This is a genomic window from Methylobacterium mesophilicum SR1.6/6 (genome assembly GCF_000364445.2).
Classification (GTDB): Bacteria; Pseudomonadota; Alphaproteobacteria; order Rhizobiales; family Beijerinckiaceae; genus Methylobacterium; species Methylobacterium mesophilicum_A.
Window position 1 is genome coordinate 2473288 of record NZ_CP043538.1, and the last position, 15562, is coordinate 2488849.

The 15562-nt window shown below is 69.4% G+C and carries 11 protein-coding genes and 1 pseudogene; 4 read left to right on the top strand and 8 right to left on the bottom strand.

Going from position 1 to position 15562, the window contains the following annotated elements; all coding sequences use genetic code 11:
* The first annotated feature begins 158 nt into the window (after positions 1-158).
* A pseudogene (locus MMSR116_RS11790) lies at positions 159-1532 on the top strand (ABC transporter substrate-binding protein).
* 73 nt (positions 1533-1605) lie between these two features.
* Complete coding sequence (selB, locus tag MMSR116_RS11795) at positions 1606-3519, top strand: selenocysteine-specific translation elongation factor (RefSeq protein WP_010682953.1); 1914 nt, start codon at positions 1606-1608, stop codon at positions 3517-3519.
* Between the two features lie 151 nt (positions 3520-3670).
* Here the strand turns inward: selB and MMSR116_RS11800 are convergent, their stop codons facing one another.
* The 4 genes from MMSR116_RS11800 to MMSR116_RS11815 all read right to left on the bottom strand — a co-directional run bounded on the left by MMSR116_RS11800 (position 3671) and on the right by MMSR116_RS11815 (position 8091).
* Positions 3671-4129 carry a response regulator gene (locus MMSR116_RS11800; protein WP_051072126.1) on the bottom strand — a complete coding sequence of 153 codons (459 nt, stop codon included), beginning with the start codon at positions 4127-4129 and terminating at the stop codon, positions 3671-3673.
* The gene (locus tag MMSR116_RS11805; protein WP_010682951.1) at positions 4126-5238 is read right to left on the bottom strand and encodes a sensor histidine kinase; all 1113 of its coding nucleotides are present in this window, start codon (positions 5236-5238) and stop codon (positions 4126-4128) included. Before MMSR116_RS11805 ends, MMSR116_RS11800 begins: the two co-directional genes overlap by 4 nt.
* 190 nt (positions 5239-5428) lie before the next feature.
* Entirely contained in the window at positions 5429-7237 is a 1809-nt protein-coding gene (locus MMSR116_RS11810; RefSeq protein WP_010682950.1) for a sensor histidine kinase, read from the bottom strand.
* 62 nt (positions 7238-7299) lie between these two features.
* On the bottom strand, positions 7300-8091 hold the full coding sequence (locus MMSR116_RS11815; RefSeq protein WP_010682949.1) for a Crp/Fnr family transcriptional regulator: 792 nt from the start codon (positions 8089-8091) through the stop codon (positions 7300-7302).
* Positions 8092-8306: 215 nt separating this feature from the next.
* Between MMSR116_RS11815 and MMSR116_RS11820 the strand changes: the two genes are divergently transcribed.
* Entirely contained in the window at positions 8307-8555 is a 249-nt protein-coding gene (locus tag MMSR116_RS11820) for a DUF6894 family protein (protein ID WP_010682948.1), read from the top strand.
* A gap of 391 nt (positions 8556-8946) precedes the next feature.
* A complete protein-coding gene (locus tag MMSR116_RS11825) occupies positions 8947-10113 on the top strand; it encodes an alpha/beta fold hydrolase (protein ID WP_010682947.1) in 1167 nt (388 codons plus the stop codon).
* 959 nt (positions 10114-11072) lie between these two features.
* Here the strand turns inward: MMSR116_RS11825 and MMSR116_RS11830 are convergent.
* From MMSR116_RS11830 to MMSR116_RS31860, 4 genes are all read right to left on the bottom strand, one after another.
* On the bottom strand, positions 11073-12344 hold the full coding sequence (locus tag MMSR116_RS11830; protein ID WP_010682944.1) for a cytochrome P450: 1272 nt from the start codon (positions 12342-12344) through the stop codon (positions 11073-11075).
* Between the two features lie 39 nt (positions 12345-12383).
* On the bottom strand, positions 12384-13523 hold the full coding sequence (locus tag MMSR116_RS11835) for a helix-turn-helix transcriptional regulator (protein ID WP_010682943.1): 1140 nt from the start codon (positions 13521-13523) through the stop codon (positions 12384-12386).
* A 122-nt stretch (positions 13524-13645) separates the two neighbouring features.
* Complete coding sequence (locus MMSR116_RS11840; RefSeq protein WP_244625645.1) at positions 13646-15085, bottom strand: di-heme-cytochrome C peroxidase; 1440 nt, start codon at positions 15083-15085, stop codon at positions 13646-13648.
* On the bottom strand, positions 15082-15441 hold the full coding sequence (locus tag MMSR116_RS31860; RefSeq protein ID WP_244625646.1) for a hypothetical protein: 360 nt from the start codon (positions 15439-15441) through the stop codon (positions 15082-15084). Before MMSR116_RS31860 ends, MMSR116_RS11840 begins: the two co-directional genes overlap by 4 nt.
* Positions 15442-15562 lie beyond the last annotated feature (121 nt).

A 15562-nucleotide genomic window follows, 5' to 3' on the forward strand; every position in this document is an offset into this window, starting at 1 on the left:
CCGGCCCTGCACGCCATGCACGGGTCAGAACAGGAGGAATGCGCATGACAGCCCATGCGACCGGTGATCCAGGAGGCGGGCCGCCTTGGGGATCCCACAACACGGTGACGGTGGTCGATCCGTCGCCGGTGAACTGGCTCTCCATCACGTGGAATACCATGGAGGAGGCCAATCGCGTCGACCATAACGGCCTCGGTCAGCCGAGCCTCGCGGAATCCTGGCGCTGGCTCGACGGCGAGACGCTCGAGCTGAAGATGCGCGCCGCCGTCTATCAGGACGGCGAGCCGTTCAACGCCGCCATGTTCAAGCTCGGCTTCGACAAGGTCCAGGAATGGACCAACCCGCATCCGCCGGGCGCCTTCCTGAACTTCGCCCGGGACGTCACCTGCGAGGCGGTGGACGACCGAACCGTCCGCATGCGCTTCCCCGGAGGCGATTCGGCGGCGCTCATGAAGCTGCGGGGCATGCATCTGCCTTCGACCCGCTTCTGGAACGAGTGGGGCTTCATCGACCCCAAGACGGGATCGGCCGAAGGCCATTGGTGAGTGATCGACGCGCCTGGTCCGTGGGGGACTGGCCCGTTCGTGCTTACCGAAGGCGTCTCGCTGATCGACTCGCGCTCCGACCGCGTGGTCATGGAGCCCAACGCGACCTACTGGAATCCCGATCGAAAGCCGACGGTCCGGATCGTCTACGACAACGTGATCGGCAAGGACGAGGGCATCAGGTCGGTGGCCGCCGGTGACGGCCGCGTCGACGTGGTGTTCGACCTGACACCGGACGAGGCCAGGGCCTTTCCGGCGAGCGCACATGGCAGGATCCAGACGAAGAAGGCGAAGACGATCCTTACGGGCGTCTTCAACGAGAACCGTCCGAACTCGCCCTGGCGCAACCCGGAGGCGCGCAGAGCCCTCAACCTCACCATCGACCGGCAGTTCGTGCTCGAACAGGGTGCGCACGGCTACGGCACGATCATCCCGGCCTTCATCCAGCCCGGCCGCTACGGCGCGGACCCGACGCTGGCGCCCTTCCCGCATGATCCCGAGGCCGCCAAGCGGGCGCTCGCGGCGGCGGGGATCGGCGGGCGGGAGCTCGTGTTCGTCGCCTCGCCGGCCTGGAAGGGCGTGATCCAGGCGATCAGCCAGTGCCTCGCGAAGGTCGGCCTCGGCTGCCGCTTCGTCAGCGCCAAGGAGGAGCCGCCGGAGGATTTCGACGTCAAGCTCGAATGGTACTTCGACTGGACGCCGCAATACCCGGTGGCCTGTGTGCACCGCGAGTTCTTCGGAAAGGACGCGACCCTGCGCCAGGGTCCGGAGGATCCGACGTTCGATGCCCTCTACGAGAAGCTCCTGCACACGTCGGAGGCCGAGACGGAGGGCGTGGTGCGCGAGGTCGAGCGCTACCTGCAGGATAAGGCCAAGGCCCTGTTCCTGTATTCGCCCTACACGCTGTTCGCCGTGTCGGACCGGGTCGCGTTCACACCTTACGACACCTGCATGTCGGAACTCGCCGAGACCCGGATCAGGGGTTGAGGCGGCAAGCGGCGCGGGGCATCCCCCGCGCCGCCAACCCCGTGAGAGCGAAAACGACCGGAATGCGCTTCGCGTGATCGTCGCCACAGCCGGCCATATCGACCACGGCAAGACCGCTCTGGTGAAGGCGCTCACCGGGATCGACGCCGACCGCCTGCCGGAGGAGAAGGCGCGCGGCATCACCGTCGATCTGGGCTTCGCCTACACGCGTCTCGGCACCAGCACGGTCGGCTTCGTGGACGTGCCGGGCCACGAGCGCCTGGTGCGCACCATGGTGGCCGGCGCCACGGGAGTGGACTTCGCCCTGATCGTCGTCGCGGCCGACGACGGCGTGATGCCCCAGACCCGCGAGCACATCGCGATCCTCGACCTGCTCGGCCTGCGCCGGAGCCTCGTGGCCATCACCAAGAGCGACCGGGTCGATGCGCGCCGCCTGTCCGAGGTTGAAGCGCAGGTCCGCGCGGCGCTCGCCGACACCGGTCTCGCCGCGACGCCCGTCCCAACCCCCGTTCTGGCCTGCTCGGCTTTGAGCGGCGCCGGTCTCGCCGAGGTGACCCGGGAACTGGGGGCGGCGGCGGCCATGCCGTCCGATGCGGTCGCTGCCGGAGACTTCCGGCTCGCAGTCGACCGCTGCTTCACCATCGTCGGCGCCGGCCTCGTCGTCACCGGAGCGATCCACTCCGGCGCTGTCCGGCCGGGAGATCACCTTGTCGTCTGTCCGAGCGGGTTCGAGGCGCGGGTGCGGGGCGTGCGTGCCGGTGACGAACCCTGTGACGTCGCGCGGGCCGGTCAGCGCTGTGCCCTCAATCTCACCGGTCCGCGGTTGTCGCGGTCGGGCATCCATCGGGGCGACTGGATCCTGGCGCCGCACCTCCACGGGCCCACCAGCCGGCTCGACGTGTCGCTGCGCGTCCTCCCCGGCGAGGCGCGGCCGCTCCGGCACCGCACGCCCGTCCACATCCATCTCGGCGCGGCCTCCCTGACCGGACGTGTGCTGCTGCCACCCGAGACCACGGTCGAGCCCGGCGCGGCGGCACACGCGCAGATCGCCCTCGACGGCAGTCTCGGCGCGCTGCACGGGGACCGCTTCGTGCTGCGGGACGCATCCGCCGCCCGCACGCTCGGCGGCGGCCGGGTCATCGACGTCGACGGGCCGCGCCGGGGCGCCTGGGCGCCGGTCCGGCGCGCTGCGGTCGCGGCCTTGGACACGACGGACCACGGCGCCGCGCTCGCCGCTCTTCTCGACCTCAGCGAGGTGGGAGCCGACCTCGACCGCTTCGCCCGCACCCGCAACATCCCGAGAGCGGAGATGAGCGCCCTCTCGGGCACGCTCGACCTCGTCACGGAGGCGGGGGGCCGCCGGGGCTTCGCCGGCGCGCGGATCGTCGCGCTCGGCGCGTCGGTCGCGGCGATCCTCGACGCCACGCACCGCTCGGAACCGGACAACCCGGGCCTGACGGTCGAGGAGATCGGCGAGCGCCTGGCCCCGGCGGAACGCCCGGCCCTGCGCGTGGCCCTCGACCGGTCGCTCGGGGGGCAGCACATCGCCCGGACCGGCCCCCACTTCCACCGTCCCGACCACGTCGTCCGCCTCGCGCCGCGCGAGGCCGCCCTCTACGACGTCGTCCGGACCGTGCTGGAGGAGGCCGGTCTCGATCAGCCCCGGCTGGCCGATCTCGCGGCGCGCGTCGACCGCGCGCCGGAGGCGCTGCGCCCCTCCCTCGACAAGTTCGGTCGACTCGGCTGGCTGCGGCGCGTGTCCGGACATTACTACGTCCTGCCGGCAGTCCTTGCGGAATTGGCCGACAGGGCGCGCACGGTCGCGGCCGCGCATCCGCAGGCACTGCTCACGGTCGGCCGCTTCCGCGAGGCAACCGGGATCAGCCGGAACATGACGCTGCCGCTGCTGACGTATTTCGACGCGCGCGGGTTCACGACGCGCGTCACGGACGGACGGCTGGTGCGGCCGGGCGGTTGCGACCTGTGACGATCGTCCCGGCCGCGCGCTTCCACCTCCGCCGCAGCATCCGGTCCGCGGCCCCTCCCCGCGTCACGCGGGCCGGACGCCGTCGTGAGCGAAGGCGGACCGGGCGGAGCACGCTGTCTGGACATCCGGCAGGCTGTCCGGACCCTGCGGTTCAGGAGCCGAGGCGCGGGGAACGGAATGCGCCGCCCACGCCCGATCGGCACGCGCACGGGAACCCGACGGCCCCCGACGAAGCCTGTCGGCTCGGCGCCCCGCACGCGATCAGATGCTCCAGCAACTGCTTCATTTGCACGTGCTGATAGGGCTTCTGCAGCACGGGAACGCCGCGATAGGTCGGCTCGAGACCCTCCAGGCCGTAGCCGGTCGCGAACACGAACGGCACGGCCAGCGCGAACAGCGCGTCGGCCACGGGGTAGCTGCGCGCAGCGCCGAGATTCACGTCGAGAATGGCCAGATCGAAGGCGCTGGAATCCAGGTAGGCCAGCGCCTGATCGAGGCGCATGGCGACGACGACATCGCAGCCGAGATCGATCAGCATGTCCTCGGCCATCATGGCCACCAAGCTTTCGTCCTCGACGAGGAGCACCCGCCGACCGTCAAGCACGCTCATCGCACCGACCCGGTTTCGACCGTCTCCTGGCCGTGCCAGCCAAGAGCTGTCAGCGGAATGTGCAGACGGCACACGACGCCCTCGGGTTCGTAGGTGATGGTGGCCTGCCCATCGAACTCCATCGGCAATTGCCGCTCGATCAGGCGTGAGCCGAACCCCTTGCGCGTCGGCGGCGCGACCCTGGGTCCGCCGCGTTCCTCCCAGACCATCTCCAGCCGCTGCAGTCCGGTCTTGTCCGGTTGCAGAGCCCAGGCCACGCCGACCTGCCCGTCGGGGCTGGAGAGCGCGCCGTACTTCGTCGCGTTGGTCATCAGCTCGTGAAGGGCCATCGCCAGCGTCACGGCGACCTTGGGATGCAAACGCCCGTCCGGCCCGTCCAACCGGAACCGATGGCCGTCGGCCGTCGTCTGCAGGTGCGGCGCGAGGGCCCGCTCCACGACGCCCCGCAGGCTGGCGCTCTGCCAGTTGTCCTCGGTGAGCAGGTTGTGGGCGTTCGACAGGGCCCCCATGCGGGCGTTGAAGATGCCCAGGCGCGCGGCGTCGGCCCCCTTGAAGCTCTGGCCTGCGAGCGCCTGGACCGTGGCGAGGGTGTTCTTCACCCGGTGGTTCAACTCATTGATCAGCAGGCGCTGCCGCTCGGCCGCCGCCTTCTCGGCGCTGATATCGCGAACCTCGATGATCGTCCCGATGATGTTGGCGGCATCGTCGCGGATCGGGCTGGCGGTGAACGCCACGGGGAAGAAGTGCCCGTCCTTGTGGACGAACACCTCTTCGCCGCGCTCCTGGTTGTTCTCCGGGAACGCGCGATCGATGGCGCATTCCTCCAGCGGGAACGGCCGCCCGTCCGGATAGGTGTGGTGGACGATGTCGTGCAGCGGGCAGGCGCGCGCCAGCACCTCCTGCAGGGTCCAGCCCGTCAGCTGCTCGGCGGCGCGATTCATGTAGATGCAATGCTGGCGGTCATCCATCAGGAAGATGGACACCGACGCATTGTTCAGAACCGCGTTGAGCCGCCGCTCGGTCTCGAACAGCTGATCGCCACGGCGCAGGCTCTGGAGCGGCTGCCGCGCCTCGGGAGTCGATTGCAGGGGTTGCCGGGGGTGCGGCACAGGTCACGTGTCCTTCGGCGGTGGCGGGGCCCCGGGGATGGCTCGCGCCGTCGACGGCGCCGGACGGATCCGGGCCAACGGCGAAGCCTGCGGAACGGAACAGCAGCGGCGGGCCATTGTTCCGGGACGGCTGCGCCGCGCGCCTGAGCCGGACGCCACGGGCGTGGTCCGCGCTGCCGGGGCAGGCGCGCTACTCCTGTATCCAGGCCAGAGGCGCTTCGAGCCGGCAGACCAGTCCCGTCGGCGCATAGGTCATCGCGACCTCGCCCTGCACCTCGGCGGCGAAGCTGCGCTCGATGAGGCGCGAGCCGAAACCGCGCCGGGTCGGCGGAGTCAGGATCGGCGGCCCTCCGTGCTCGGACCAGGTCAGGCAGAACCGGGGCACCGTGTCCTCGTCCGTCACGCGCCAGCGGAGATCGATGAAGCCGCCCTCCGTCGACAGGGCTCCGTACTTGGCCGCGTTGGTCGCCAGCTCATGCAGCGCGAGGGCCAGCGACAGGGCGGGCTTGGCCGCCAACAGCACATTCGGGCCGCCGGTGCGGATACGCGCGCCGCTCGCGTCCCGGTGCGCCATCAGCGCGCCGGCCACGAGGTCGGCGATGGGCGCCTCGGTCCAGCTCGCCTGAGTCAGGATGTCGTGCGCACGCCCCAGCGAGATCAGCCGGGCGGCGAAGGCTTCCCGGGCCTCGTCGAGGTCGGCGGCGCCGCGCAGCGTCTGGCTGGCGATCGCCTGGACCATCGCCAGGGTGTTCTTGACCCGGTGCTGCAATTCGGCCGTCAGCAGCCGCTGGTGCTCCTCGGCGCGCTTGCGCGCGGTGATGTCGTGCACGGTCCCGATGAAGCGCACGGCGCGCCCCTCCGCGAAGAACACCTGTCCCTTGGCCGCCACCCAGCGCTCGACGCCGTCCTCCAGCCCGACGGTGCGGTAGGCGATGTCGTAGGTGCCGTTACCGCGCGGATCGAGCACGGCCTTCACCGCCTCGTCGACCCAGGCGCGGTCGTCCGGGTGCAGGCCGGCCAGGAAGGTCTCGTAATCGACCGTCGCATCCGGCGGCAGACCGAACAGGGCGCACATCCGCGAGTCCCAGCCGAGATGGCCGGTGACGAGGTCATAGTCGAAGATCCCGACATCGGTGGCCGCCACGGCCAGGCGCAGCTGGTCCTGAACCTTGTGCAAGGCCGCCTCGTCGGCACGCTGCTGGCTGCGGTCACGCAAGATCTTGAGGAAGCCCAGTACGGCGCCGGCCTCATCCGTGAGCGGCGTCGTCTCGCTGCTGGCGAAGAAGCGCTCGCCCGTCTTGCGCAGATACCACCGCTCGTCGGTCGCGCGGCCGGTCTTCAGCGCCAGCGCCATCTCGATCTCCGGCCGGCCGCTCGCCCGATCCTCGGGCGTGAACAGCACGTGCGCGGACTGACCCAGCATCGCGTTCTCGCGCCAGCCCAGGATCCGCTCGGCGCCGATGTTCCAGCGGGTCACCCGGCCCTGCCGGTCCACCGCGATGATGGCGGAGTCGGTCACGCTGTCGAGGATCCGCTGATGCAGGATCTGCTGGCTCCGCTGTTCCTGCGCGGCATGCCGGCTCTCGAGAGTGCGCACCCCTTGCCGCGCAAGGCCGCGGAGGCAGGCCTGCTCCGCCTCGGTAAGGCCGCCAGGGCGCGGAGCATCGTCCAGCAGGATGATCACGCCCAGAGCGTGACCCGGACCCGCATGCAGCGGCACCGCCACGCAGAACCGCTCGGGTCCGTCGAGCACGACCGGCAGCCGGTCCCGTTCCGGCGCTGTCCGCAGGTCGGCCACGACCATTAGATCCGCCGGAACGCCCGCCCCGTCGCGGATGGACGGAACCGGCGCGGCACTGCCCGCGGCCGCACTGTAGCTGGCGCGGAGGAGCAGGCGCTCGCCGGCCTGCAGGCAGATGAGGGCGCGCGCGACCTTGCACAGTCCGGCCGCCAGACGGAGGAGATCGTCAAAGTCCTGTCCGGTCCCGCCGGACCACATGTCAGAGTCTTCGACCATTCCGGCAAGCAAGCATGAGGAGGTGTTCGTCGCGCCGCGCGTGTTCAGACTGCCTGATACATCGGACCGTCATCGTTCGGCACCTTGCGGAGGGACACGAGCGCCCCGCTCGGGCTGTAGACCGCGCCCAGAACGACTTCGAAATGCCGCTTGACCGCACCGTGGCACTCGCAGGCGGCCTCTTCCACAGCGCGCCGGCCGACGATGATGATCCGCCCACGCCGCACTTGGATCAGTCCCTGCTGCTGAAGGGTGCGCAGCGCGCGCGACAGGTAGGAGCGCTGCACACCCAGCAATTCTGCCAGCACCTCGTGGGTGATCGGGAGCACATCGGTGTCCAGGCGGTCCTGCAGGCTCAGCAGCCAACGCGCGCAGCGGGCCTCGATGGTGTGGCTGGCGTTGCAGGCAACCGACTGAAGAACCTGGGCGAGCAGGCAGTCGGAGTAGCGGGTCATCAGGTTGCGCAGCCCCGGCGAGGTCTGCTTGATCTGCTGCAGCACGGCGGCCTCGATGCGCAGCACGGAGCCGGGCACCTGCACGACAGCCCGGCTGAAAGCCGGCAGCGATCCCTGACTCACCACGCCGCCGATCGCGCCCTCGCGCCCCACCGTGGCAGTCTCCACCGCGCGGCCATCCTGCAGTCCGATCACCAGGGCGGCGACACACTGTCCGAGCGGGAAGGAGATGAAGCCGACGTCCTCACCGGCCTCGAACAGCGCTTCACCGCGGGCGTAGTCCCGCAGTTCGAGGTGAGGCTTGAGCAGGGCGAGATCGGGTATGCGCAGGGCGCTGAGGAGCAGGTTGCCGCTGAGGAGCGAATCGACGTCGGGGATCATGGGGCGTTGGCGGGTCGGTCCTGTTCGGCCTGAGAACGACCATACCGCAACGCTTGCGCCGCTGTCTGGTCAATACTGCCCCGAAGCCGGAAAGGTCCGTGACTTTCATCAGCTTGGCCGCGCACGCATTCTGCGCGCCTTAATCCATGCAACTTTTTGCGTTCGCACGGTTTCTCCGTGCGGAACCGTCAGCGTCAACCAGCCCGCGCATCGTGATGCCTCGCTATTTTATCGACTACGAGGATGGTCAGGTGTGCCTGCGGGACGACGAGGGAGCCCACTATCAGGATCTCCTGGCCGCACGGAACGCGGCGATCGCGGCCCTCCCGGACATCGGCCGCGAACCGCCGCCCGAAGATGGCCAGCGCGCCTTCACGGCATACGTCCGCGACGAGCGCGGGACGCTCCTCTGCACCGTGACCCTCAATCTCGCCACCGACTGCCATCCTGAACGCCGCGGATGATGCGCCGGCTCGCGGCCGCGTGCGGGCGGCACGGCGACGTGACCGATCGCGCAGGGCGCCGGTGCCAGGATCACTGCTTGGATACACATAGCGATGATTGCATTTGCAATGTAAATCCATTGTTTAAGCTATAAATTGTCAATCATGGCCGCGAATTGACGCCATGATTGTGATCGGTACAGAGTATCAAATCGACTCGCAGAGCAGTGAAGTGTGCGATCCGGACGCTTGGGTCCAGGCGGTGAGGCGGCCAGCCTATCCGAGTTCCTGGATGAAGGGGCCGCGCTCGTCCCGCTCCGCGCGGCGTCGTGGACGCCGGTGCTGAGGGACACCCTCGCAGGTCGTGATCGAGAGGCTTTTCACCTGCGTCCCGGATGGGAGTACTTGGCAGATGGCACGGACGGTCACGGTCTACTTTGCGACGAACCGCGTGCCGTTGACCGATCCGAGCGGCACGCAGATCACGGATTTCGGCTCGGAGCTCGGCCCGATCGACGGCACCGCGGTGCGGTTCGGCAGCGCACAGGCGCGCATCGCCGGCACCGGCGCCACTTTCGTCCCCGGTTCGCTTCAGGTCGCGCCCGAGCAGCTCATCGGACCGAATATCCAACGCGGCAGCCGTACGATCTTCGACCAGCTGCGCGACGATATGAAGACCGGTGGCCGCGCGACCCTCATCCACATCCACGGCTTCTCGAACACGTTCAGGGATGCCATCGAGCGAGCCGCCTGGATCGTGGACTTCTACGGCATCGACGCGAACGTGTTCTCGTTCACGTGGCCGTCGATCGGGTCGGCCCTGCCGACCCCGTTGCCCTACCGGGACTACTTCCACGACCGCGCCACGGCCCGCGCCTCCGGCGTGGCGATCGCGCGGACGCTGCGGATCCTCTACGATTTCCTGGATGGGCTCGGACCCGACGACCTGTGCCGACAGCCGCTCCATCTCCTCTGCCACAGCATGGGCGTCTTCGCCTTGCGGCATGCCGTGCAGGCTCTCCTCGAAGCCCCGCAGGGCGAACCGCGCGAATTTGCGCGAAGCCTGGAGGGCCCTGGTCCGGCAGCGTCGGAGCCGGCCTTTCCGGCGCTCATCGCGCTCCCCACGGAAGGACCGGACCCGAATCGTCTGCGACGCACCTTCGATCAGATCATTCTCGCCGCCGGAGACGAGGACGAGGACGCCTTCGAGGATCCGCGCGAGCTGCGCTACCTTCCCAGGCTGGGTAACCGCGTCACCGTCTATCACACGCCGCGCGACTGGATCCTGTCGACGTTGAGTGACAAGACCAAGTTCAACGGACCGCGGCTCGGCGTGAATGGCCCGGAAAACATGGGGCCGATCAGCGACAAGGTGACCGCCGTCGACGTCAGCGACGTCATCGACACGCAGCAGGATTTCCAGGGCCACCAATACTACCGTCTCTTCCCGCCGGTCCGCGACGACATCGTGGCCGTTCTGCGGGGCGAGCGGCAGGACACGATCGCGAACCGCCTGCCCTCGGGCTCGCAGCGCTACCGGATCCAACCGGCTCCGAGGCGTCGGAACAGGACCGCTTGAGGAACGCGGAAGCAGGAACAGCCTCGGCGCTCCCTGTCGGGGAGCCGCGATCCCGCACGGCGGCTCAGCACATGGGTGTCCTGAGCGTGGCGATCCGCCGGTAGGCCTCGAAGGCTCCGGTCGGCGGCACGGCGTCGATGGCGGCGACGTGGGTCGTCCCGTCGCTCTCGGTCATCCCGCTCTTCGCAGCCGTGACGATGCGGGACTGGACAGGGGGTAACTCGCGCTGCGTTGTCGGCATGGGGAGCGGGCAGATTTACCCGCTGGCCACGGCGGTGCATCTTCGGTCGGAACAGGCCGGTCGGCGCGTCGGCCGAGGCCTTGTGGTTCGCGCCGACGACGCCGAGCCGGCCAGCGGGAGATCGCGCGTGTTGAAGGTCCTGCGGTTCCTGAGGAACTGGACGCTGCTCTCGCTTCCGCTCGGCATCGCTGTCGGCAAGTTCCTCAAGGGTCGCGCGCGCGAGCCGCACCGCGGGGAGCGCGGCTGACCCAGGTCGGCGCCGAACCGCCCGCCGCAGGCGCACGAACGGGCAGATTTTGCGATCCGTGGCGCTTGATATACCTAAAGCTTGGCCGCTGATTCGGCCTATGCTCGAGGAGTTTGGATGACGTTAGACACGCAGCCCGAACGCTTAGTCGCGTCGCTCGCCTCTGTCTCAGACCAGACACAATCAGATCAACGAGAGCCGTCACCCGGAAAGACGTCGGAGGGTGACACCAAGACTTCAGAAGAATCGACACCGGTCGCGAAGCCAACCAATGCCTTTGAGGGTTTTGGGTCGTTCTCTGGCTGACCGTCGAACAGGCCTGCTGCAGCGGCGTCTCGCGCTGCGGTAGGCCACCGACCACAACCGCCACCCCAAACGCCACCCACGGCGCCGCCCCATGCGGCGGTCAGGGCTGCGGTTTCGCGGGCGTTTGAAGGCCGAGGCGGCCGGCGCGGATCCTCACATCCCCGTTCAAGGAGACGCGACCGCCCCGTAGGCGATCCGGAAGGATGTCGGGAACGGCGTGCCGCCATCCCCCACCGGTCCGAGGGCGCGAAGGCCGTCACGGAGCAGGATCCGGCGCACGATCTCGGGGATCATGGCACCGGCCACGTAGCGGCCCAGGCACTCGTGGTGGCCGAGCCCGAAATGCAGGTAGGCGTGGTCCGGCCGCGCCGCGTCGAACCGCTCGGGTTCCGGCACCCAATCGGCGTCGAACATCGCCGAGAGGCTGAGCGGCAGCACGACCTGGCCCCTCCGGATCTGGGCTTCCTGCGGGCCGCCGCGACAGAGAACGTGGTCTGACTCGGCCTGCCGGAACATGAAGGCCACGATCGGCGCGAAGCGCAGCGCCTCCCAGACGTAGCCGTCGAAGGCAGCGGGGCCCTCCGCGGCCGCGGCGCGCGCCGACGCGTACACGTCCGCCCGCCCGAGGATCTCCGCGAGGGCATTCACCGCCACCTCCGAGGTCGTCTCGATGGCGCCGATGAGCAGCCCGCCGACGTTGATGACGACGCGGTCCATGCCGAAGCCCGCGGCGGACGGCAGGCGCAGCCGCAGGAGCCGCGTGAGGCTGTCGTCCGGCACCTCGGCCCCGGCCTCAAGGGCCGCCAAGCGCGCCGGTATGAGCGACGCGAAGGCGGCCCGCATCTCCTCGCGGGCCTGGGCCGCCGCGGCCTGGACCGCGTCGGCGTCGGGGCGCCCGTCGAAAGGGAGGTTGTTGAACTGGTCGAGCTGGTTCGCGTACGACCAGCGCAGCATGTCGCCGTCCGGCGCGGCGATGCCGAAGGCGCGCTGAACGATCCGCAGTGGCACCATGCGCGAGATCGCCGCGACGACATCGACCGCTCCCGCGCCGGCGTCGAGGGCCGCGTCGGTGAGGGATCCGGCGAGGTCGCGGATCGCCGGAAGGTCGCCCCAGGACAGCACGGCCCGCATCACAGCCTTGTCGCGGTAATTCACCTCGGTGTTGTCGAGGGCCAGCATGAAGGTGCCCATCTTGGGCTTGTAGAGCGCGACCGAGAAGACGCTCGGTAATGACAGGATCTCGGCGACCGCGGCGCGCTTGGCGACGAGGACGACCGCACCGCAATCCAGCACCGGCCGCCGTTCGCGCAGCTGCGCGAAGAACGGCCGCGGTACACGCTCGATCCAGTCTCGGGCGACCGGCCAGCGCGCGTCCGCCGGCAGGTCGAGCAGGGTCTCGAGACAGGGGGCGTCTGGCGTGTCACTCCGCATGCGCATCGCTCGCTCCTCGCCAAATTTTTGGACGCGCCCACGGCCTCAGTGAAGGGAAATGTCCAAGCCCTCCCGCAGGCGCGCGACGAGCTCACCCTGCCGGTGCGTCTCCGTCTTGGCGAAGAGCGCCCGGAGCTGTGTCCGGACGGTCGAGATCGCGATCCCGCGATCCTGGGCGTGGGCATTGAGGGAGCGCCCGGAGGCGACCGCGTTGGCGAGGATCGCCTCGGCGGTGGTCAGGCCGAAGAGGCGCTGCAGGCGAACCGCGGAACTCTCCTGCGTCTTCGGCGATCCGCTGCGGATCACCACCGCGAGCTCCGCCTTGACCCGTGACCCGGTTCCCGCAGGCCGCTTCGAGAGCGGGTGCAGCGAGACCCGGTACGGCGTGCCGCTCTCGCTGCAGGTGATCGCGATATGGTCGGCCTGCGTGATCGTGGCATCGCCGCTGGCCGCGGCAAGCGCCTCGCTGGCGGCGCGCGCGATCCGGCGGGAGCAGTGGCCGTCCTTCAGGGCGAGGCTGCCCTTGTCGAGAGACAGGCCCGTGCGGGACTTCGCCAGCTCCTCGGCGGCGCGGTTGGCGTGCGCGACCCGCAAGCGAGAATCCGTCAGGATCACCGCGGCGTCCAGCAGGTCGAGGGCGGAGGCGAGGTCCGAGGACCGTTCCGAGGCCTGTCGCATCAGCGCATAGAACTCGAAGGCGCGCCGGAGATGTGGCACGAGCATCGCGAGGCGGCGCACCTCGGCGGACTGGAACGGCCCGGCCTCCTCGTCGCGCATGGCGGCGAGCGTCGCCATGACGTCGGCCTCCTTGGCGAAGTAGGTCACGAGGCTGTGCTCGATCCCGAACGGCCGCACGACTTCCTTGAACAGGGCGGTCTCGCGGAACTGGGCCGGGTCCACGCCCTCCTCGGCGCGGATCACCTTGCCCTGGTTCGACAGGATGTAGGGAAGGCGCGGGTCCTCCGTGGCGTGACGGTAGAGGAAGGTGCGGTACTGCGTCCGGTCGAAGCCCGAGACCGCCCACATGGGCTTGCGGGTCCCGTCGAGGCTGAAGACCGCCAGCTGGCCGACCCGGCCGCCGACGAAGCCGGTCAGATCTTCGAGGAGCTCCGGCCACTCGTCCGGTTGCCCGACCCGGTCGTAGATCGACCCGATCAGGCGGGAATAGACCTCAAGTTCCTCCATCGCCACACTCCACGGTGAGTGACAGGTTGCCAGAACCGAACGATACCTTCCCCCGATCAGAATCAGCGATCCGCGACGAGCCAATACTGTTGTACAGGAAAACCGCACGCAATATCGAGGGCTCAGAGCGTGCGTAAATATTCCAGAAGCTGGCGTCTTTGCCCATCGTCGAGTTGCTCGGTGCCGTAGGCGGCACCCTCGTGGCCCCGGTTGGCGTTCCCGGGCCTCGTCGTGTCGAACAGAAACGGGCCGATGTCCGATCGGAAGCCGATGCGGTCCTCGTCCAGCTCGCGGCTCCCGACGCGGAACGTCTTGGATCGGCGCTCGGCGGGGAGCAGGAGTTCGTACAGGTTGGGCACGGAGCCGTTGTGCAGGAACGGGCCTGTCGCCCAGATCCCGTCGAGGGGCCGGGCCTTGTAGACCCGGAGATCGCGATCCGCCCGGCGCTCGACGTATCCGGCGACCAGATCCTTGCCGCCGGAGGGCGACACATCGTTGAGCAGCGTGTTCTCGTTTGCGGCCGCGGCGGCCCCACGCGGGAGGAGGCGATCGATGATCGCGGTCTGGTCGGCGCGGACCTGGGACAGGTCCGGCGCCCGGTCGATGGGCGCCAGGATTGCACCGGCGACGATCGTCGACACGAGATCGAGGCTGAGGGTTTCCGCCGGCAGCGGCGGGGTCGTCGCCAGGAAGGGCATCCGGACACCTTCGAGGATGCCGGTGCGCGCGCGGCGGGTCGCGGCGTTCTCGGCCATCTTCGGGTCGGTCCCGATCGCGGCGAGCGGCGTCAGGACGACCGTCTGGCTGCGATCGGATCCCGTCCTGGCGATCGCGTGGCAGGAGAGGCAATACTGATCGTAGAGAACCTTGCCGGCCACCGCATCCTGCTTCTGCGCCGCGGTGCGCGGCGCGAGCGCGTCGGGCCAGGCCGGCGCCGTGAGCGTGCCCAGGCGCGCCTCGATCCGCAGGAGGTTGAGGCGGTCCGCCGAGGTCGCGAACCACAGGGGCGGCAAGGTCGGCTCACGGATGTCGGCGTTGGCGAAGACGCCGAGCACCTCGCCCACGTTGCGGCCGAGGCGCTCGACGGGGAGGCCGTTCGGCGCCGAGCCGTTCCACTGCACCCGGTCGTGCCAGGAAGTGTCCCAGAGGAACGGGTAGCTGACGGGGGCGTCGGGCTCGGCGATGTTGCGGGGGTCGTGCAGGTCGAGCCCCGTCGCCCGGTTGAAGATCATGCCGAACGCGTCGAGGCGCGCGGGGCCCCAGGGCACCACCGCGCGGCTCGTCTCGACGAAACTGGAAAAGTCCCGCGCGAAGGTTTCGAGGCTCGTTCGGAGCCGGCGGCGGTCGATCTCCGACGTCCCGGGGAGCGGCGCGGACAGTTCGGGCGGGATCACCCGGTCGGCAAAGCGCGCGAACCGCTCCGGGTCACCCGTGGTCTGCGAGAGCGCGCGGCCGAGTTCCTCGATGAAGGCGAACATGTCCGCATCCGCGGGACCGCCATCGATCTGGATCGTCCGCCCGCGGAGCGCGAGCCGATTCACGTGGCAGGCCGCGCAGGTCATGCCGATCCACTCGCCGCGGTCGTCGACATCCTTCGCGAAGCCGATGGGGAGGCCGGTGCGGGGCCCTCCCCCGCCCCGTCATAGGGGTTCGGGAGGTAGCCGAAGCGCGCCAGCCCGTCCGACACGAAGAGGTCGCGGCTGTCCGGCCGCTCCAGCGACATGAACCACGCGTAGGGCATGATCTGCGAGCCCTGGCTCGCGCCGTAGAACCAAGCCCTGTCCGCCGGGCTCCAGGATTGTTGCAGGAAGAGCGGAGTCGGGTCCGGCTCCTCCGCTTCGGCTCCCAGGCCCGCAGCCGTCGCGAGGACGATCGATGCCGCGGCGACGGCAACGCTTGCAACCTGCGCCGGGGTCACGATCGCACCTCAGGCATGGACCAACCTTGCGCCGACGGGATTGGAGCGGCCGATCAATAAGCATCGGCCGTAATGACCGCCTCACCCAAATGGATGACGCTCACTCGCCGACTATTCGGCA

Coding starts and splice junctions, on each gene's coding strand:
- MMSR116_RS11800 (WP_051072126.1), bottom strand. CDS start 4,129: ATGAGCGTGCTTGACGGTCGGCGGGTGCTCCTCGTCGAGGACGAAAGC.
- MMSR116_RS11810 (WP_010682950.1), bottom strand. CDS start 7,237: ATGTGGTCCGGCGGGACCGGACAGGACTTTGACGATCTCCTCCGTCTG.
- MMSR116_RS11815 (WP_010682949.1), bottom strand. CDS start 8,091: ATGATCCCCGACGTCGATTCGCTCCTCAGCGGCAACCTGCTCCTCAGC.
- MMSR116_RS11820 (WP_010682948.1), top strand. CDS start 8,307: ATGCCTCGCTATTTTATCGACTACGAGGATGGTCAGGTGTGCCTGCGG.
- MMSR116_RS11825 (WP_010682947.1), top strand. CDS start 8,947: ATGGCACGGACGGTCACGGTCTACTTTGCGACGAACCGCGTGCCGTTG.
- MMSR116_RS11830 (WP_010682944.1), bottom strand. CDS start 12,344: ATGCGCATGCGGAGTGACACGCCAGACGCCCCCTGTCTCGAGACCCTG.
- MMSR116_RS11835 (WP_010682943.1), bottom strand. CDS start 13,523: ATGGAGGAACTTGAGGTCTATTCCCGCCTGATCGGGTCGATCTACGAC.
- MMSR116_RS11840 (WP_244625645.1), bottom strand. CDS start 15,085: ATGACCTGCGCGGCCTGCCACGTGAATCGGCTCGCGCTCCGCGGGCGG.